The sequence below is a fragment of the Aureliella helgolandensis genome (genome assembly GCF_007752135.1).
GTDB lineage: Bacteria > Planctomycetota > Planctomycetia > Pirellulales > Pirellulaceae > Aureliella > Aureliella helgolandensis.
This window is the reverse complement of the sequence record NZ_CP036298.1, coordinates 3,312,310-3,332,195: the sequence shown is the minus strand read 5'-3', so window position 1 is coordinate 3,332,195 and position 19,886 is coordinate 3,312,310. Positions and strand designations below refer to the sequence as shown.

Genomic DNA, 19,886 nt, shown 5'->3' with positions numbered 1-19,886 from the left:
ATCTCGTCTTAGGGCCATGGCCTGGCTTGTCGGGTTGGCGGCGTACCGGCTTGTCGATGGAATCGGCGCAACGGCACTCGCTATCCGGGCTGTTGAAATAGTAACCCCCGCGTGAGCAAGGAAAGATAACCTCCGCTACAAGTCAATTAAGGATGCTACCTCCGCATTAAAATTCAAATTTCAACTATATCAACAGCCCGTATCAGCCGTGGGACGATAGCCTGGGCTACTAAAACGTTGGGGGTGCGGCTGTTTCGCGGCCCTTGCATGCCGACGACATGGCCGCCAGTTGGAAAAGCAGACAACCTGTTCGAAAGAAGAACCATGGCAGATAATGCAGACGTCCGCTCGGTCGAGCAGCTTGAGAGATTTGGCGAAGCCACTGCCAGATTCCGTTCACAATTGAGTAAAGAACTGGAAAATCTGCATGTAGAGATTCGCCGACTCACTTTGTGGATTACCTCCGAAGCTCGGAACTACTGGGGAGACCAGCTCGTTTTGTCGCGTCGCAAGCTGTCCGAGGCTCAGGATGCGTTAACGCGGTGCATGTCGTACGTGCGTGAGAGTGAGCGAAGGCCTTGCACCGATGAGAAAAAGCGAGTGCGATTGGCGGAAGACCGCCGCGCGACGTGCGAACAAAAAGTTCGCTTGGCCGATGCTGCGGCCAGTCATTGGCAACGCGAACAAACCAAGAACCGCTCTAAGACCCAGCGTTGCCAGGAACTAGCCGAGTCCGACCTCCTGCTCGCCCTCAACCAACTCAACGACCAGATTGCTCAGCTCAAGACCTATGCGGGCCTGCGAACTGCAGCATTTTCCTCAACAGCCCCAGCTCCCCCCCCGACTGAAGGCCCTAAGAACGCAGGAGAACCGGGAGGCACACCGCCCGAGCCACTCCCTCCCCCATAGGCCATTCCCCAGCTATCGTCGGGAGTCTGCCTGATTTCACCGTTCCACCTTTTGGCCCAATTCTAGAGAATTTTGGATGAAACGAATTAGCCACGACTTGCCAGGTGTTGCACAACGCATTGCCAAGCTGAATGAAGAGTATCAATCGGTCATCGATGAAACCAAGGAGGTTTGGAAGGACGGCAAGGGGCGCGCGTTTATGAATCGGCACACCTCGGAAGTCCGGCCAGCCATCACGCAACTTGTTGCCACGCTGGTTCAATCAACTGAGCTGTTTGAAGAGATTTCGAAAAAGCTACAAGATCCCGACCAGCCCTAGCTGGAACGGCCTGAACCACTCCGGAACATTTCATCTACATTGCCCCCACTTGTTTCCGGGCTCTGCCGGGGAACCAGAAAAGATACTGTAGTGAGTTAAGCTGACGAGCCTCTAACTTTTCGCCGGGTTAATGGCAGCGTTGCCTTGCCTACCACCACGCCCACGACAACGAACACCACGTCCACTACAACAAAACTGCAGATCGACAGCCCCAGAGATTCCTTTTCGTTATAAGTACAGCTCATTAAGTGCAGGTCGGATAATGCGTCAGTCGTCCCCGAAGCCGCTTCCACGTCATCGCCTCGAGAAAATCGTCTCGGGTTTGCGCACTCGGTACAGCAGTAGCGCCCAAACCACGGCTGAAGAGATCGAGCATCAGCAGCAGACACTCGCCAGTTTTCAAGAGCGCACCCAGGCAGAGCTAACGGCCCTCGAAACGCGAACCCACGATCACCGGGACCGCAGCACAACGCAATGGGACGAAGAAATTCATGCTGGCTGGGATGCTGCCGAGTTGCGAGCTTACCGGGCCGTCCACGACACGGCCCGCAAGGAGACGGCGCTGCGAAAAACGGCCGACACTCAAACGGCCGATACGAAGGCCGAGGCCAAGTCTCGCAAGGTAGACATTGAGCAACGCTTTCAGAAAGCCCGCGAAGCGCCGCTGACCAGATTCAAAAACTTGCAGACCGCCATTGCCCATCGACTCCACGAACTTTCCGAGATCGAACGCGAAGCCGAAAACGCCTTAGCCCAACGCAGTATTCGCCTACCCGATATCACCTTGGATCCGCTGCCACAGCCAGAGATCACCTCCTCCAAAGTAGGTTTTGACCTGCTCACCGATGCGGTGACTGAAGCGCGTCAGTATTGCAATCGGATTGCCAGTCATCCGCTCTCCAAATTCGTAGAATCGGGATGGTGGCTTCTGATTTGCGCGCTATTGTTCTTGGTGGTCACCGGTGGGCTGATGGGCAGCGGGCTGCTGTTGCTCGTGCCTGCGGTCCTGGCGGGAGCGGGCACCGCCATCTTCTTTGTCGTTGGCGGCTTCATGGGCGTGCGGCCGCTGTTGAAGCGGAATGCGGCGGCAGAATATCCGAAAGTCATGCGTTTAACCAAGCTCTCGGAGTTTCTGGCTGCCGAGACCGAACGCCACGCCGCACACGAACGCGACAAGGAAATCGACCGACTTACGACCAAACGCGATGAACAATTTGCTCAAGTCCGTCTCTGGCGGCAGCAAAACATTTTGCAATTGCAAGACAAACTAACTCGCGAATTGGAAAAATTGAAACAGTTTGCCAATCAAGAGAAACAGGCGGCCAGCACTCAACTCGTCACGTCGGAGACGGAGGCAGATGTCAAGTACCGTGAACTACAGGCGCAAGAAGCTCTAGCTGCTCGCCAAGAGGAAGCTGAGATTCGACAAACGGCTGCACAACAGCACGCAGAGATTTCTCAGCGGATCAATCAACTGCAACGTGGTGGCGCCATGCGTTTGCAAACGGCGACCGAAAAAGCCGTCAAATTCGTCTCGCTTAGCAAACAGTGGGCTAGCGAACATTTTCCAACTTGGAATACCCTTGCCGAGGACTTAGAGCACTGGCCGGCTCCCTTGAGCGTCCCCCAGCTCCCCTTGGGCATACTGGAGATTCAACAGGTTATGCCCGATGGTGTTGGCTCGATCCTCCAGCAAGCTCACCCCACCGCTCCGGTCCTATTTTCGCCGCTCGACGATGGCTTCCTAGTCATCCATGGAGCCCCCACTGAGCCCGCGGTGCGTCAACTCGTTCGCAGCCTCGTGTTGCGGACCCTCACCAGTCTGCCACCGGGTAATGTGAACTTGACCGTGATTGATCCACCTGGTCTGGGGCAAGATTTTGGTTGGCTAATGCACTTGGGAGATTTTGACCCCCAACTAGTTTCCCATCGAGTGTGGACGCAACCAAGCCATATTTCCCAGCAAATTGCCACCCTGTCGCTCGCGGCTGAAGACATCATTCAGCAATCGCTGCGCAATCAGTATGCCAACATCGCCGAGTACAATGCGGATGCTGGCGCGTTGGCCGAACCCTATCGGATGCTGGTTTGGTCCAGTCTCCCTGCTGGCCTAGAGGATAACAGCTGGAAGAACTTGCAGAGTATCATCGACACGGGAGCGCGCTGCGGCATTATTCCCATCCTGATTGTCGACCCAAATTCTACATGGTCCACGCCCGACCAACGCGACTTCCTAATGCGACGTGGCTTGCACCTACAATACGATCCTGAGCGCAAAGCGTTCTCCGTCAAAGGGGATTCCAATCTCGCTCTGCCGCTGCAAATTCCAACTACAGCCACTGAGGAAGAAACTCAGAAAATTATCGGCGAAGTGGGGCGACGAGCCTTGGTGAGTAGTCGAGTGGAAGTGCCTCTCGATCGCATGGTTCCCGCTCATGACGCATGGTGGCAGGGGGACAGCTCTCACTCACTAGAGATTCCCATCGGACAGAGCGGTGTGGGGCGTACCCACTCGCTGAAACTTGGGATTGGCACGGCCCAGCATGCGATTATTGCCGGGAAAACCGGTTCGGGGAAATCAAGCCTGCTGCACGCCATGATCACCAGCGCTATTCTCAAATACTCGCCGGAACGATTGCGTTTGGTCTTGCTCGACTTTAAGAAAGGGGTGGAGTTTCAGGTCTATGCCGAGGCGGCGATCGCCCACGCCGACATCATCGGGATTGAGAGTCACCGTGAATTTGGTTTGAGCTCCCTAGAATATATCGATGACTGTATGCAACGCCGTGGAGAAGCATTCCGCAAAGTGGGCGCCCAGGATGTCGCTAGCTGGAACGCGCTCCACCCCGACCACCCCATGCCCCGCATGTTGTTGGTCATCGACGAGTTTCAAGAGTTGTTCGTCGAGGACGATAAGCTCTCCAGCCAAGCGAGTCTCATTCTCGATCGCATTGTGCGGCAAGGACGCTCTTTCGGAGTTCATGCGGTGCTCAGTAGCCAGACACTGGCCGGTTCCTACTCTCTCCCCCGAACCACGCTGGGACAGATGGCGGTCCGCATTGCACTGCAGTGTGATCCGTCCGACGCGCAAATTATCTTTGCCGATGATAATCCAGCCGCCTCACGACTCAAGACACCCGGGCAAGCGGTTTACAATGATGCGGGGGGACGCGTCGAAGGGAATCAGCCCATGCAAATTGGTTGGATGCCCAAACAGAAACAAGTTGAATGGTTCCACCAGCTCGACCGGGGCTATCGCAATGGCGATTTCAGTACGAATCGCTTGGGGCGCACCGTTATCTATGACGGCAATCGAGCCGCAACTTGGGATGACAACAATGCCGAACTGGCCATCACCCAATCGATCGAATCGGTCAATCCCGACGCCACTTGGTGCATCGTCGGCGAGAGTGTGGCAATCCATCCTGCAGTGACCTTTCCTCTAACGCGCCAAGCGGGACGCAACGTGCTGATTGTCGGCGGTGATGACTCCCAAGCCGCCGCTGTCCTGGACGTTCTGACTTCCTCATTCGTGCGCGGAGCACGGCGAGCTTCCCCCAACACACCAGCCCAAGTTTACGTCGTGCAGGGGGCTAAACCAACCGATGCGAAAGCCCTCACTCTCCCCAAGAAGTGGCAAGCACTCGACTGCGAGCTGCGCGTCGTCGATACCCGAGGTGTCGATGAGCTGCTCAAGGAACTGCATGCCGAACTCCAAAGCCGGATTGCATCCGGCACGTCCGAGGGGGACGAGCCAGCGGACGCTCCATCAATATTAGTAGAACTTATTCAGATTGGACGCCTCCGAACGCTGAAACGGGACGACGACTTTGGCATGGGAGGGTTCGGCGAATCGGAGCTAACGCCAGAGAAGCACCTCGAGGAACTCCTGCGTGACGGTCCAAGTCATGGAATGCACTTAGTTTTATGGGCGGAGAGCCAGTCCACCGCGGCTCGCTGGGTATCTCGAGCCTCCATGCGAGAAATTGAAATACGCCTGCTGATGCAAATGAGCGCCAATGACTCCACCAACTTGGTTGATTCGGTGGCCGCTTCCAAGCTCGGCGAGCATGTGATGCTGCTGTACGATGAAGCAACCGGCCAGGAAGAGCGATTCCGCCCCTTCGCCACAGAATCTTTGGTAGATTTAGTGAAGTGGTCAGCCAGTCTTGACGAATAATAACCACTTCCTAAACTAGAGGACTCAACAGCGACAGCAGCCAGTCTTTGGTGGCTCCGCATGTTGAAAAAGAAGCAAAACACCTGCCCAGGTGGCGAAATTGGCAGACGCGCAACGTTGAGGTCGTTGTGGGGGCAACCCCTTGCTGGTTCAACTCCAGTCCTGGGCACTAGTGATGAGAAGCGAGCGTTTTCCGACGCTCGCTTCTTTTTTTGGCTTATCAGGGATTTTTCCCTAGGTCTGAACATCGTGCACCCAGCGCAGCAATCCGAAGAAGCCCTGCTAGCTGACTGTGGACTGCGTACCGGACGGCGTGGGGGCCCCGGAGGCCAGCATCGCAACAAGGTCGAAACCGCGGCCATCCTAACGCATCTCCCTACCGGAATTTCGGCCGAGGCCAGTGAGCGTCGCAGTCAGGCCGATAATCGCAAAGTTGCTTTGTTGCGATTGCGACTGCGTTTAGCCACCGAGCATCGCCTGCCCGAGGAGCTGGATCCCGATCCAGCGGTCGCACAGAAGCGGACACCGAGTCCCTTATGGTTGTCCCGAACCAAGGGTGGCCGCATCGCCATCTCAGCCCAGCATACGGATTATCCGAGCATCCTGTCCGAGTTGCTCGACCGGCTCACCGCAGACGATTTCGATCTGCCGGCTACCGCTGAGTACTTCTCGGTCACGGCATCGCAAATCGTCAAGCTCTTGAAGAGCCATCTTCCAGCTCTGGAAAGGGTGAATCAGCAACGAAGGGCCCGTGGCCTACGACGCCTTAAATAGCTTTGCTTCTCGTGCGACAGCCCTGAACTGGCAGCCTCCTCACGTGCTACTCGTGGCTACCCGGATTGTAGCGGTACGGCTCCTACCATCGTCCGAGCAGGAAAGGCTAACCGGTCGCGGAGCAGGGCTCGCGTGATTGCCCTTCAGCATGAGCGGGCTGGTTTGTAGGTGATTGGATGTAATACCTGCGCAGAGAGTTGAAAAACAATTTACCTTGCAAGGACGCTCTCGGATGGGGAGCAAAAGCAACCAGCCACTAGCTGAATTCACCTCGGATATACCGCTTGGTTTCGTCGACTTGGGGTGAGTCGAACAGTCGGTCGGTATCGTCGTATTCCACCAGGTATCCGGTGCGTTCGCCGTGACTGGTATCGACATACATGAATGCCGTCTTATCCGCTACGCGTTTTGCCTGCTGAAGATTGTGAGTCACAATCGCGATCGTGTACTTCCGCTTCAGCTCGTGCATCAATTCCTCGATGCGTCTGGTGGCGATCGGGTCGAGAGCCGAACACGGTTCATCCATCAGCAGCACTTCGGGTTCGGTCGCGATCGCCCGCGCGATGCACAGTCGCTGCTGCTGTCCACCTGAAAGCGATAGTCCGCTGTTTTTTAGTTTGTCTTTGACTTCGTCCCACAGAGCAGCTCCACGCAGCGACTCCTCAACTTTCTCAGCGATATCCCCTCGATAGCGATTAAGGCGCAAACCGAAGGCCACATTGTTGTAGATGCTCATGGCGAACGGATTGGGTTGCTGAAAGACCATGCCGATGTAGCGTCGCACCGCTACCGGGTCGACTTTGGAATGATAGATATCCTGCCCTCGGAAGCGGACGTGCCCTTCGAATCGAAAGCCACGAACCAAGTCATTCATGCGGTTGAGGCAGCGCAAAGCACTACTTTTGCCACAACCTGAGGGACCGATAAATGCAGTAATCGAGCCGCGTTGAATGGGTATGGAACTATCCCGCACCGCGCGAAAATTGCCGTAATAAAGATTCTCGATATGGCAGTCGAGCAATGGTTCGCTGAAATCATCGTCCACCACATCGTCCATCTCCAATACAGGTTGTGCGATCATTGTCTTTGATTCCTAGCGAGTCTTGGCACGGGAAGAAATGAATTGGCCAGCAAGGTTGATCGTCAGTACCATCAGTACCAGGATCAGAGAGGCGGCCCATGCCATTTCGATTTGATTCTCGAAAGGCATCCCCGAAAAGTTGTAAATAAAGACCGCCAGCGAGGCGGTAGGCTCCATGACCTGAGAACGGCCATCTTCAATAATCCAGTAGTTGCTAAACAGCGCCGTAAACAACAGCGGCGCGGTCTCACCGGCAGCTCGCGCGACCGCCAGCATCACCCCAGTCAGGATGCCTGGCATGGCAGTTGGCAAAATGATCTTCCAGGCGACTTGGGTCGGCGTGCATCCCATTCCAATAGCGGCTTCTTTCATTCTGAGAGGCACCATCCGCATCGCCTCTTCGGCGGTCAGCACTACAGTAGGCAACATGAGCAGCGATAGCGCCACGCCGCCGGCTGGTGCCGAGTAGGTCCCAGTAAGCAGGACAACTGCCGCGTATGCGAACACACCCGCCAGAATCGAAGGTAACCCAGTCAGAGTTCTAGCGCAAAAACGTGCCGCTGCAGCAGTCTTGCTGTCCGGGCCGAACTCCGCCAGGAAAACGGCCGTGAGGACTCCAAACGGAATTGCGATCGCAGCCGCAATCGCGACCATCACCAACGTCCCGACAATGGCGTTGCCAAACCCGCCTCCGGTTTCAAACGCGGTGGGTGGCAATTCGGTAAACAACTCCAGTGAGAGTTTCCTCCCACCCCGATAGATCAGCATGAACAGGACGCTGAACAGTGGCACGCAGGCGACGATGGTGGCCGCTCCCGTCGCCCAGCTAAGGGCGATGCTAATCAAGGTGCGCGGGTGTCGGAGGGAGCGTTCGAGCATCGGAAAGTCAACATCTTCAAAAGATTTTGCTATTTCAGCAGTCTTCATTTTCGAGCTCCTCGCATCCGTTTAGAGGTTTGCTTGAGGATGACCGCACCGCAAATGTTCACCAATAGAGTGATTGCTAATAGAATCAAGGCGGCAAACATCAACACCGGTTCTTCGCTCGCACCCGCTTCCGGGAAATGATTCGCCAGCAGTGCGGCAAGGGTATTTCCAGGCGAGAATAGCGAGATATTCATTTGATTGGAATTTCCCACCAACATGGCCAGCGCCATTGTTTCCCCAAGGGCTCGCCCGAACCCCAGCACGAGCGCTCCGAAAATCCCCGTGGATGCCGTTGGTAGTATGACTCCCAAGATGGCTTCCCAGCGAGTGGCTCCCAAACCGACTGCCGCTTCCTTCAGTTTGCTAGGCACGCTACTCAATGCATCCCGCGAGATGGCTGAAACGGTAGGCAGGATCATGATGGACAGCACGAGGGCCGCTGGCAGCATGCCTGGGCCTGAAAGGGAAGTGCCAAACAGGGGTATCCAGTCGAGGTGCGCGTGCAACCAGTTGGCGATGGGACGCATCATGGGAATGACAACGAAGATTCCCCACAATCCGTAAACCACGCTGGGAATCGCGGCTAATAGCTCGACGATATTCTTGAACGCAAGCTCTAGTTTGGTCGGCAAGAAATCCTGCGTTAGGAAAATGGCAATGGAGACACCAAAGAAACCACCGATTGCCAGTGCCAGAAGCGAGCTATAGAGGGTACCCCAAATCTCAGGCAGTACTCCGAATTCATTCCCCTGCAAATCCCAAGTAGTGCCAGTAACGAAACTCAGACCGTGCTCACGAATCGCAGGCATGGCCTTGCCCGCAACTTCGTAAACAATGTACAGCACCAAAGCGACCATCAGCCATGCAAATAACCACGTCAAACTGCGAAACGCGCGATCACTAGCGATTTCATACACGCTCGGTTCCGCTGCGATCGACCGTGTGGGAGTGGTTTTGCTTGTCACGACAGAAGCCATACTTACTCGATAATCTAGTGAATCGAATCCAACTGCGCCTTCACGGCGCTCACTACGTTTTCAGGCAGCGGCACATAGCCCATTTCGGCACTCGACTTTTGCCCTTCACTCAAACACCAGGCGACAAGCTGCTTTAACGCGGCCGCTTTTTCAGCCTCGTCGTACTCGGTGTAGCATAGCAACCAGGTGTAGCTAACAATCGGATAGGCCTGAGCCCCCTCCGGATCGGGCAGCCAAGCCCGCATGTCGGCCGGCATCTCGACACCAGCCAATGCCGCTTTGGCATTCTCAAGGGTTGGTGCCACGTAGTTGCCCGACTTGTTTTCAAGCTCGGCCATCGGGAGTTTGGCCTGTTCTGCGAACCCAAACTCAACGTAACCAATCGCACCCGGCGTCTGCATAACCGTGGCAGTCACACCATCATTCTTGGGGGAGGCGATGAACTTGTCACTCTCCGGCCAGTTGACCGACTTGCCGACGCCTGGACCATCCGCGAACTCCCTGCTCATCGCACTCAAGTGATTGGTCACCACGAAGGTCGTGCCACTACTATCTGCGCGATGCACCACCGTGATCGGCAAATCGGGAAGTGCTGTTCCCGCGTTTGCGGCGGCAATTGCCGGATCATTCCAGTTGGAGATTTGTCCTAAGAAGATCTTGGAATAGGCCTCTCTCGAAAGCTTGAGAGGCTGCTTAAACTCGGCCAAGTTGTAAGCCAGCACGACACTGCCGGCGGTCATGGGCAGCATCACCACACCAGGCTTTGCCTGCGCGATCTCCTCGTCATTCATGGCCGCATCGCTCGCAGCGAAGTCGACCGTGTGCTCAATGAAATCCTTGATCCCACCGCCACTCCCCTTGGCCTGGTAGTCCACTTTGACGCCTGCCGTAGCGGTACTGTATTCCTTGAACCAACGACCGTAGAGCGGTGCTGGAAAGCTTGCTCCAGAGCCCTGGAGTTTGATATTCGAACTGGCAGAATCCCCCGAACTTGCCCCACATCCGACCAAGAGAAGCATCAACAGGGAAGAGATGCACACTGTAGCAAGGCGAAACAACATGGAGGCCTCATGGGACTGGGGCGATGGATGGCAAACGGTTCAGTTGGTGTAGACGACCGTTTTAGACCAAGCAGTTAAGCCTAGAAAGCCTCACACATGAACTATTAACACGTCCTTAACCCGCCCTTAACAAACCGCTCTTTTAGCAAGTTCGAGACATAAGAATGGCAGGTAGCTACCTGTCCACCCGTGCACTGTTTTGTCCCACACGGCCCAGGGGGACCATGCTACCAAGAGCCGCGAGGAGACATAGAGCCGGGCGGGGACAGACCCCGGGTGGCCATACTGGAGTGCACCAGCACTCCGGGGGGATGGGGGAGAGGGGCTTGCCTGAGCGGACGGCAGCGGGCCCCCAGGCCACCAGGCTTGCAGGCTAGTCCTAGCCTACCGCCAATGGAATGCCCAGCGAGCAGGGAACAAGTGATTCGTGCGGATCCTCACTCCGATCCCCCTAAACCACCTGCAGAGCACGTTAATTGCGAACACGGCCCCGGGGGACCGTGCTCTACCTGGGCGCTGTGGCTGGCGACTATTGACTATGCCAGGGACAATAGACGCATCACTGCTAAATTCAGGAAGTGCTATTGGCCACACTGCCAAGTCAGAACTTGCAAGACCGCGGATTCCCAGGCGAAGCCTGAAAATCAAAGAGCAAGAGCTTAGTTCAATTCCTTGACGCGGATGTTTTTGAATTCAGTCCACATGGGAACGCCAGCATGGATTTGCAAGGCCAACACGCCACTCCGTAACGCCAAATCCTCTCCATCGGTAAAGTCGAGGATAAGACGATCGTTGAGGTAATGCTGGATGCGATTTCCCTTGGCAACGATCACGACGTCATTCCAGGCATCAAGTTTGATCAGCTTTTCGATTCCAGCTTGGTCGATCAACTGGTCCGTGATGTCGCGTTCCTTAGCAGACTTCGCGACGGCCTTCTCGCCCACGAGACAAATGCGACCTCGTCCCAGCCCTTCACCGTAGATAAAGCCCGACACGTCTGGCAGCTTGTTACTATTGCGAATCTCATGCTGGTACCCACGAACCACCCACTTATTGCTCACTTTTCCATCAGTGATGTGTTTCGAACGGTACTGAATGCCCGAGTTGTTCTCGCGCGAGCAGCGGTAGGAGAGACGCAATTCGAAGTCTTTCAGGTCCCCCCCCTGCCAGATCAGAAACGTATTTCCGCTGGCTTTGTTCTCAGGCGTTGTCTGCCCATGAATGACCCCATCCTTGACCTGCCAAAGTGTGGTGTCGCCATCCCAGCCTTCAAGATTCTCGCCATTGAACAGTGCCTTCATCCCTTCGGATTCAGCAGGCGCATGGACGGTTTCCTGCACGGGCGTTTCTTGCGCAAGGACACAGGCAGCGGGCATAACCATTAGCAAGGCAAAGGTACCAAAAATTCTAAGCATGGAAGATTCTCGAGTTTTTAGATGGAATGGACGACACTCGCCCGTATTGGCGAGTCTCCGATTTTAGTCAACCAGACACGGTAAGGCGAGGCGGCCCCCCATATTCCGCCCTTGCTGGCCTCTAAGGCGGCAATCAATGGGGGACCGGTACTTAGCCGCGTTGCACGACTCACCAAGAGGCCGTTCACCTTCGTAAATCCTTGTATACCAGTAGGACTAGTTTCCCGACCAGTTTTGGGCAGCTAGAACGCGCCTACCACTTCACCGCCTGCCCGAGTAAACAACGCGTTGAGCACTCCCATGTCGATGCTTTCACTCAGCACTCGGACGCTTCCATCGCCGAAAGCGGCTTGGGTAATCCCGCGGAAGAAGAGTTTTTCCAGCTCCAAATTCTCGGGATCGACATTAAAATCCTCGGGTGCCGTCCAGGGGACAGCCGCTTCGGCAGTCGTCTCGATCACCATAATGGTGTTGCTGGTACCATCGGTGATATCCGCGAATCGAGTCGGTTCCTTCAAACGCAGCAAAGACTCCTCGCCTACAGTGGCTTGGTAGACGGTATACCCAGGCTTAGTGGGCTTGTCGGGGTGCTTATACGTGGAGGGCATCTCCTCCAGCAGGGCGATGTTGTGCTCACTGTCCCAGGGCTCATCTAATTTGAAACGCTCGAACAACGCCGCCTCTTCGATAAACGGCAGGATGGCAACTCTCCAGCTAATCATAGGATTGCCATCATCATCTAGCCCTGCCGTGGCAGGGAAACTTTTGTAGGACTCGTGAAAATTATGCATTGCCAACGCAATCTGCTTGAGATTGTTCGACGACTGCATCCGCCGCGCAGCCATGCGAGCCGACTGAACGGCAGGTAATAGCAAGCCAGTCAAAGTTCCAATAATACTGATATTCTGGAACTCGCTCAGCTCCAGCACTAGGCGATTACCAGCCCGCACCGGTGTTAGCTTGCTAACCAGGACTTTGCTGATCCGATCCATGTACTGATGCGTAGCCAAACCGGTTGGAGTCTCAGTGGAAATCTCCCCTTTCATCTGCTCCACAATCATTTGACTACTGAAAGCAAGCAAGTTTTGAACGCTCTTTTCAATAGCGTCCGCATTCTTAGCATCCTCGCCAGTTAGGATCACTTGCAATTTTTCGGAGTCTGAAATCATGACGCGAACGGCCAGAAACTCGGTAGCAGCCACGATGCCATTCACATCCTGGGCAACCCTAGGTGGAAGTTGCATCGGCCCGCCGCCTTGCAGTAGCCCTTGCAACAGTGGACGCAATGATTCGACGGACACGATGGCCATCAGCTCCTGCCCGGCTTGAATATTCCCTGCCACGGCCGCCAATCGTCCCGGCTCACCATGATCGTCCGTCATCCGCTTTGCAAAGATCTTCGTACCAACGATTAAAGTTGTCGGGGAAAGCTGATGAACCACCATCTCCTCCGGCCCCCGCATCGCCATGTAGGAGAACCCTTTGTCTTCATGCAGACCTTCCCCATCGAACAAGTCGGCATTGAGTTGCCCCAGGTCCACCGGTGCACTGTTCTGTACGAGTGCGCCGAACTGCGGTCCCATAGGGCCCGGCATACCGATCAGTACATCCACGCGATCGATCAGCAATGGGTCCATTCCGATCTGCTCAAGCCCTGCGGCGGTAATGACTTCTAGCGGAGCCAGCTGTAGCTTCTCTTTGCTAGCCGCTTCCTTGGGCCATACTGAAACAATTGCTAAAGTCTCATGCGGCGTGTGGGACGTCAGTACTTCTCCCAATCCGTCCTGCGCTGTCAAGTGCGACGGAAGCAGCAGGCTCCCCAACATCAACAGGGCCAGTCCCGACAAAACACCCCGCCGCGTGCGTTTGCTATGCCCATCAATCGTGTTGCTCATGAGGTGTCCCCTATTGAACGTGAACTCTACCACTATCTATTCCCCTACCACTATTCGGTCACCGAAACCTTCGTTTACGCTAGCCTCAGCTGCAGATTTCTAGCGAATTGGGACTTGCAACGGGGTGTGTATCACCGAGATAGTACAGCATTCCAATTGCGTTGTCAAAAATTGGCAAAACGAATGGGGAAGGTCTCGAAATTGGGATCAGCAATGGTTCAGCCCATCGGATACAATGGAGCCTGACAAAGATCACTGTTCCAGCCTACCGCAGGCCTCACTCTATCAATTTCCATTTAGTCTTCTATGCATGCCATCCGTTCGCAAATTTTCCGCACTAGCACACTCGCACTGATTTGCGGCCTTCTCTTGAGCAGCGTATTTTCTAGCAGATCATTGTTTGCCGACGAACCAATTGATTTTGTGCGCGATATTCGTCCTTTACTCTCGGACCGTTGTTATCTGTGTCACGGCCCCGACGCGGGGCAACGCGCAACCGACCTCCGGTTTGATTTGACGGAGTCGGCTCACGAGATTGCAATTGTAAAGGGTGAGCCCGATGCCAGTGAAATGATCCTCAGGATTGAAAGCACCGATGGCGATGAGCTGATGCCGCCGCCCGATTCCAATCTGAGCCTGACGTCCGAAGAGAAGCGTTTGCTCCGGCAATGGGTTGCCGAGGGAGGCAAGTACGAGGAGCACTGGGCGTTTGTTGCTCCGCGCACTCCGGCCTTACCCGATGTCAAGCAGGAAGGTTGGGTGCGGAACCCTATCGACGCATTTGTTCTTGCAAAGCTGCAAAAGCAGGGCCTTACCCCCAGTCCAATCGCTGATCGCGCAACATTGATTCGTCGCTTGACCTTTGATCTCACAGGCCTGCCTCCCACACTAGCCGACATCGATGCTTTCGTAGCAGACCAATCAGCCGATGCTTATGAAAAAGTAGTGGACCGCTTGCTGGCGAGTCGCCAGTACGGAGAGCGAATGGCAGTCGACTGGTTGGACGTGGCCCGTTACGCAGACACCTACGGCTATCAAAACGACCGCTACCGCGCTATGTGGCCTTGGCGCGATTGGGTGATCCAAGCATTCAACGACAACCTCCCCTACGACCAATTCGTGACTTGGCAGATTGCCGGAGACCTTCTCCCCGACGCAACGCAGAATCAAGTTTTAGCCACCGCCTTCAATCGCAACCATCGCCAGACCAACGAAGGAGGAAGCGTTGAAGAAGAGTTTCGGGCCGAATACGTCGCAGATCGAGTCAACACCTTTGGAACCGCATTTCTCGGCATGACGCTAGAGTGTTGCCGCTGCCATGACCACAAGTACGATCCCATCTCGCAACGCGAATACTACCAGCTGAGCGCCTATTTCAACAGCATCGATGAGGCGGGACTCTACTCCCATTTCAATCAAGCGGTACCAACTCCCACACTGCGATTGAGCGAAGAGAATCAAGAAGCCGAGATCCGAAAGGCCCAGGAACAAATTGCGATCTTGGAACAGCGCCTGCAAGAACTCACCTTCGATCAAGATGCCTACCAGCGTTGGCGAAGTAGCTTGAGCGACGTCCGCCGTAACACAGCCACTGCGGCTGCTGCGGAACGGTCACTTGCCGAGATGCTGAAACAATCCCTACAAGCAAATTTGATCGGCGACTATCCGCTGGATGCGCTGCAGGAAGCGGTAGTCCCCAACCGCGCCCACCCAGACGCGCCAGGCCGAACGAACGATGATCCAACGTCCATTGCAGGGCGCGTGGGACAAGCCCTGGAGCTGAGTGGTGAGAACAGCATTGACGTGAAGTCGGGGAACAACTTTTCTCGAACCCAGCCCTTCGCGATTTCGCTTTGGCTGAACCTTCCCGAGGTCTTCGACAGGGCCGTGATTTTCCACCGCTCCCGCGCCTGGACTGACTCCGGTAGCCGCGGCTACGAATTGCTCATCGAAGAGGGAAAATTGAGTGCCGCCCTGGTCCACTTCTGGCCAGGCAACGCAATTCGCGTTCGCAGTGTCGCGGCCATGCCGATCGACCAATGGACTCACGTCTCAATGGTCTACGACGGCTCGAGTCGTGCTGCTGGACTGACCCTGTACATCAATGGCGAACCGGCTGAGATTGAAGTCGTCAGAGATGGGCTGACCAAACACATTCATGGTGCCGATGGCTATGGTGGTGGGGAGGCTGACACGCTCACCATCGGGCAAAGATTCCGCGACAAAGGCTTAAAACATGGCGCAGTCGATGAATTGAAAGTCTTCGATCGGCAGTTGAGTCCACTCGAACTGCAGCTACTCTACCTGTCCGATGCGGCGCCGGAGAACCTGGCTGAAGTCCTTTACAACATGGATGACGCTTCCCTGCAGGACTATTTCATCACACAACAGGCAGATTACCGATTGCTGAACAGCGAGCTTCGCACGGCTCGAGAGACGCTAGCCCAAATTGTCGATCCCGTACCCGAAATTATGGTGATGCGAGAATTGCCGACGCCCCGGCCAACGTTCGTCCTATTGAGAGGTGCGTATGATGCAATTGGGGAACCTGTCGAACGCGCCACTCCCAAGAGCATCCTGCCACTGGAGACTTCCGAACGCCCGAACCGACTCGATCTTGCCCAATGGCTCGTACATCCCGACCATCCGCTCACCGCACGTGTTGCCGTCAATCGATTTTGGCAGTCGCTGTTCGGAGTGGGGTTGGTGGGTACGGCGGAAGATTTTGGATTGCAGGGTGAATCCCCAACACACCCCGAATTGCTCGATTGGCTGGCCCGTGATTTTGTAGATCAGCATTGGGACGTCAAAGCGCTGATTAAAAAAATGGTTATGTCAGCCACCTACCGTCAGAGTTCCAATCCGACCTCGGAATTGTTGGAGAGAGATCCAGAAAATCGCTGGTTGTCGCGAGGCCCGGCAAATCGATTGTCTGCGGAGATGATTCGGGATCTGGCGTTGGCCTCTAGCGGCCTGCTAGTCGACCAAATCGGCGGACCGCCTGTCAAACCCTACCAGCCTGCTGGTTTGTGGGAGGAAAAGGCTGGAATTTCGTACGAACGCGATCAGGGGGAGGGGAGCTACCGACGGAGCTTGTACACCTATTGGAAACGCACCAGCCCACCTCCTTCGATGATGACGCTCGACGCCAGCAACCGGGAGGTATGCGTGGTTCGTCGGCAAACGACAATGACGCCGATGCAGACGTTAGTTTTACTCAACGACCCTCAGTATATCGAAGCGGCTCGCATGCTGGCTGTGCGGGCAATTAGGCACAGTGACGAAACAGCGTCGCGCATTGCTTACATTTTCCGAAGTTTGACCGGACGGGACTTGACGCCCAGCGAATCAAAAATATTGCTTGCGATGTATGCTGAGCAGCTCCAGTACTTTCAGAGTGAAACAGATGCAGCTTCACAACTGCTGGCCATTGGGGATCAGGCCGTCCCACCAGATATGGATCAACATGTACTCGCCACTCTATGTGTCGTGGCCGAAGGGCTGATCAGTTTTGATGAAACCGTAATGAAACGCTAAAACCATGTCAACGAATCTTGATCCATCCCGTCCATTAGGACTTGAACTCACCCGTCGTCATTTTTTTGGACGTTCCAGCCTGGGGCTCGGTACCGCAGCCTTGGCGAGTGTCTTTGCGCCCGAAATTTTGGCCAACGAAGGAACAACCGCTGGCAACGCAATTGTTAGCAGCGGGCTCAGTCCGCGGGCGCACTTGAAAGCCTTCCACCACGCTCCTAAAGCCAAACGCATCGTCTACCTGTTCATGAGTGGCGGACCATCGCAGATGGAATTGTTCGACTACAAACCGCAGTTGAATATCGACCATGGACGAGAGCTGCCCGATTCGATTCGACAAGGTCAGCGGCTAACGGGCATGTCCGGCAATCAGGCCTCCCTGCCCATTGCGGGGTCGAAGTTCTCTTTTGCGCAACATGGTCAGTCGGGGGCTTGGGTTAGCGAGTTGCTTCCGCACACGGCGAAGATCGCTGACGACCTGTGCTTCATCAAGTCGATGCATACCGAAGCTATCAATCACGACCCAGCCATCACTTTCATTCAAACCGGCTCGCAGATCGCTGGCCGGCCGTCACTAGGATCCTGGCTCGACTACGGATTGGGAACGAGCAACGACAACTTGCCGTCCTTTTGCGTCTTAGTCACGAAGGACAAGGGGGGACAACCCCTCTACTCACGTTTGTGGGGCAGCGGTTTCCTACCTGCGGAACACCAGGGGGTGCAGTTTCGAGCCGGGGCCGACCCAGTGCTCTATCTGAGTAATCCAGCTGGCGTAACCCGTGCCAGTCGTCGCAGAATGCTAGATCGACTCAACGAATTGCACGCAGAAGAGTATGCCAAGCGACTCGATCCGCTGATTGAAGCCCGTGTGGCTCAGAGCGAGATGGCATTTCGCATGCAAGCCTCCGTACCTGAGGTCGCGGATCTGTCGAGCGAGCCTCAGCACGTGCTGGATCTCTATGGCCCAGACGCCAGCCGTCCCGGAACCTTCGCCGCGAACTGCCTGCTGGCCCGTCGTCTGCTAGAGCGGGACGTTCGGTGCGTTCAGTTGTTTCATAAAGGCTGGGACCAGCATGGGGGATTGCCCGGGGGAATCACCAAGCAATGCAGCGAAGTTGATCAAGCCAGTGCGGCTTTAGTAACCGATCTAAAGAATCGCGGTTTGCTAGAGGACACGCTCGTCGTGTGGGGAGGAGAATTCGGTCGCACGGCCTATTGCCAGGGCAAACTTGCGGTCGACAATTACGGACGTGATCACCATCCGCGTTGCTTTACCACTTGGCTTGCTGGCGGAGGTGTTAAACCAGGCGTTTCACTGGGCACAACCGACGAATACAGTTACAACATCGTGGCCGATCCGGTGCACGTCCACGATCTGAACGCAACCCTCCTGCATCTCCTGGGGATCGATCACGAGCGTCTAACGTTCAAATACCAGGGAAGGCGATTTCGTCTCACGGACGTCGAGGGGGAGCTGGTCGAAGGCATTCTCGCTTAACAGGCGCTTTGAATCCAATTTGCCCCACCGGTCCCCTCGCTCCGCTTCGCCTACCGACCTCGCGTTCCTAGGCCACCGCCTAGCAACGTCTGCCGTTGAAGCACCGCCCGTCCGCGAAAACACCTGCGAACAAACCTTCACTCGACGTCCCCCACTGCTGACTGCGGACTGCGGGTTCCCCGCGGGAGATTTCGGCGCACACGCAGCGGTGGCTCACCGGTACCGAGCCAACCAGTGTGCATAGGGTGCCGGCAGGGTCTTCCAAGCGGCATCTTCCACCCCGAGTTCTTTTGCCGCCTTGTAGGCCCAGTGCGGATCAGCCAAGAAGGGGCGGCCGATGCTCGCAAAATCGATTTTGCCATCGCGAATCAGCTGATCCGCGCCTTTAGGACCATCGATATACCAGCTCGTCGTTCCTGGTAGTCCCGTTTCGCTCAGAACACGACCGGCAATATCCCCTAGGAAATTTGGTCCCCAAGGAATGTTAGCAGTTGGCGTGTTGAAGCCGATGGAAATGTCAACGGTATCTAGCCCTGCCTGCTTCATCTTCTTAAGGAGTGCGATCGACTCGAGCAGCATTTGCTCATCGTTCCCATCAAATTCGACGACGCTGAATCGAGCGGCCAGAGGCCGGTTCTCGGGCCACACCTTCCGCACCGCACTCAAGGTTTCTAAGAGGTAACGGCCCCGATTCTCAGCACTACCGCCATAGTGATCGGTCCGCGAATTGGAGTAGGTTGACCAGAAGTTCTGAGCCAAATAGCCGTGTGCAAGGTGCAATTGCAACCATTCAAAACCGACATCACGAGCCCGTTCAGCCGCTCGCACCACATCTTGTTGAACGCGTGCAATGTCCTGAAGCGACATTTCCTGAGGGGTTCTTGGCAGGTTTGCACCAAAGGGGATGGCCGACGGCGCAATGGGCTGCCAGGCATTGGGCTCTCCTGCGGGGATATGGTCATCCCCTTCCCAGGGACGATTCGCGGACGCCTTGCGACCGGCGTGAGCCAATTGAATTCCGGGGGCGGCTCCCCATTTTCGAATGGCTGCAACAATCGGCTCTAGGGCAGCGGCTTGCTCGTCGTTCCACAACCCAGCGTCGCCCCAGGAAATCCGGCCCTCCGGCGAAACCGCGGTCGCCTCCACAATCACCGCACCTGCTCCACCTCGTGCCATTGAGGTGTAGTGCACTTGGTGCCAATCGTTGGCAACGCCCTCCTGCGACATGTATTGGCACATCGGAGAGACTACGATTCGGTTGCGAAGCGTCGTGTCTTTAAGAGTAAAAGGGCTAAACAGACCTGGCATCAGATACC

The 19,886-nt window shown here is 55.6% G+C and carries 13 protein-coding genes and 1 tRNA gene; 7 read left to right on the top strand and 7 right to left on the bottom strand.

The window, feature by feature from the left end; genetic code table 11:
- Positions 1–324: 324 nt before the first annotated feature.
- The 5 genes from Q31a_RS11895 to Q31a_RS11875 all read left to right on the top strand — a co-directional run bounded on the left by Q31a_RS11895 (position 325) and on the right by Q31a_RS11875 (position 6,182).
- Entirely contained in the window at positions 325–909 is a 585-nt protein-coding gene (locus Q31a_RS11895; protein ID WP_145077815.1) for a hypothetical protein, read from the top strand.
- Positions 910–985: 76 nt separating this feature from the next.
- Positions 986–1,228 carry a hypothetical protein gene (locus Q31a_RS11890; RefSeq protein ID WP_145077813.1) on the top strand — a complete coding sequence of 81 codons (243 nt, stop codon included), beginning with the start codon at positions 986–988 and terminating at the stop codon, positions 1,226–1,228.
- A 262-nt stretch (positions 1,229–1,490) separates the two neighbouring features.
- The gene (locus Q31a_RS11885) at positions 1,491–5,408 is read left to right on the top strand and encodes an FtsK/SpoIIIE domain-containing protein (RefSeq protein ID WP_197356760.1); all 3,918 of its coding nucleotides are present in this window, start codon (positions 1,491–1,493) and stop codon (positions 5,406–5,408) included.
- A gap of 85 nt (positions 5,409–5,493) precedes the next feature.
- Positions 5,494–5,577: transfer RNA gene (locus tag Q31a_RS11880), tRNA-Leu, on the top strand.
- Between the two features lie 80 nt (positions 5,578–5,657).
- Positions 5,658–6,182 (top strand): peptide chain release factor family protein, encoded by a 525-nt coding sequence (locus tag Q31a_RS11875; protein WP_197356752.1) that lies wholly within the window; start codon positions 5,658–5,660, stop codon positions 6,180–6,182.
- Positions 6,183–6,438: 256 nt separating this feature from the next.
- Here Q31a_RS11875 and pstB read toward each other — a convergent pair whose 3' ends face one another.
- From pstB to Q31a_RS11845, 6 genes are all read right to left on the bottom strand, one after another.
- Positions 6,439–7,263: a phosphate ABC transporter ATP-binding protein PstB gene (pstB, locus tag Q31a_RS11870; protein ID WP_145077809.1), complete on the bottom strand. Its 825-nt coding sequence runs from the start codon at positions 7,261–7,263 to the stop codon at positions 6,439–6,441.
- Between the two features lie 12 nt (positions 7,264–7,275).
- A complete protein-coding gene (pstA, locus tag Q31a_RS11865) occupies positions 7,276–8,190 on the bottom strand; it encodes a phosphate ABC transporter permease PstA (protein WP_197356750.1) in 915 nt (304 codons plus the stop codon).
- Positions 8,187–9,155: a phosphate ABC transporter permease subunit PstC gene (gene pstC / locus Q31a_RS11860; protein ID WP_231691165.1), complete on the bottom strand. Its 969-nt coding sequence runs from the start codon at positions 9,153–9,155 to the stop codon at positions 8,187–8,189. The genes pstA and pstC overlap by 4 nt, the downstream gene beginning before the upstream one ends.
- A gap of 26 nt (positions 9,156–9,181) precedes the next feature.
- Positions 9,182–10,228: a phosphate ABC transporter substrate-binding protein PstS gene (pstS, locus tag Q31a_RS11855; RefSeq protein ID WP_197356748.1), complete on the bottom strand. Its 1,047-nt coding sequence runs from the start codon at positions 10,226–10,228 to the stop codon at positions 9,182–9,184.
- 659 nt (positions 10,229–10,887) lie between these two features.
- Positions 10,888–11,643: a 3-keto-disaccharide hydrolase gene (locus Q31a_RS11850; RefSeq protein ID WP_145077806.1), complete on the bottom strand. Its 756-nt coding sequence runs from the start codon at positions 11,641–11,643 to the stop codon at positions 10,888–10,890.
- 242 nt (positions 11,644–11,885) lie between these two features.
- Positions 11,886–13,538 (bottom strand): DUF1559 domain-containing protein, encoded by a 1,653-nt coding sequence (locus tag Q31a_RS11845; RefSeq protein ID WP_145077804.1) that lies wholly within the window; start codon positions 13,536–13,538, stop codon positions 11,886–11,888.
- Positions 13,539–13,934: 396 nt separating this feature from the next.
- On the opposite strand from Q31a_RS11845, the gene Q31a_RS11840 reads away from it, so the two are divergent.
- Together Q31a_RS11840 and Q31a_RS11835 are read left to right on the top strand one after the other, a co-directional pair.
- On the top strand, positions 13,935–17,075 hold the full coding sequence (locus Q31a_RS11840; protein ID WP_197356746.1) for a DUF1553 domain-containing protein: 3,141 nt from the start codon (positions 13,935–13,937) through the stop codon (positions 17,073–17,075).
- A 4-nt stretch (positions 17,076–17,079) separates the two neighbouring features.
- A complete protein-coding gene (locus tag Q31a_RS11835) occupies positions 17,080–18,570 on the top strand; it encodes a DUF1501 domain-containing protein (RefSeq protein ID WP_145077800.1) in 1,491 nt (496 codons plus the stop codon).
- 213 nt (positions 18,571–18,783) lie between these two features.
- On the opposite strand, the gene Q31a_RS11830 is transcribed toward Q31a_RS11835, so the two are convergent.
- A complete protein-coding gene (locus Q31a_RS11830) occupies positions 18,784–19,878 on the bottom strand; it encodes an NADH:flavin oxidoreductase/NADH oxidase (protein WP_145077798.1) in 1,095 nt (364 codons plus the stop codon).
- Between the last annotated feature and the right edge of the window lie 8 nt (positions 19,879–19,886).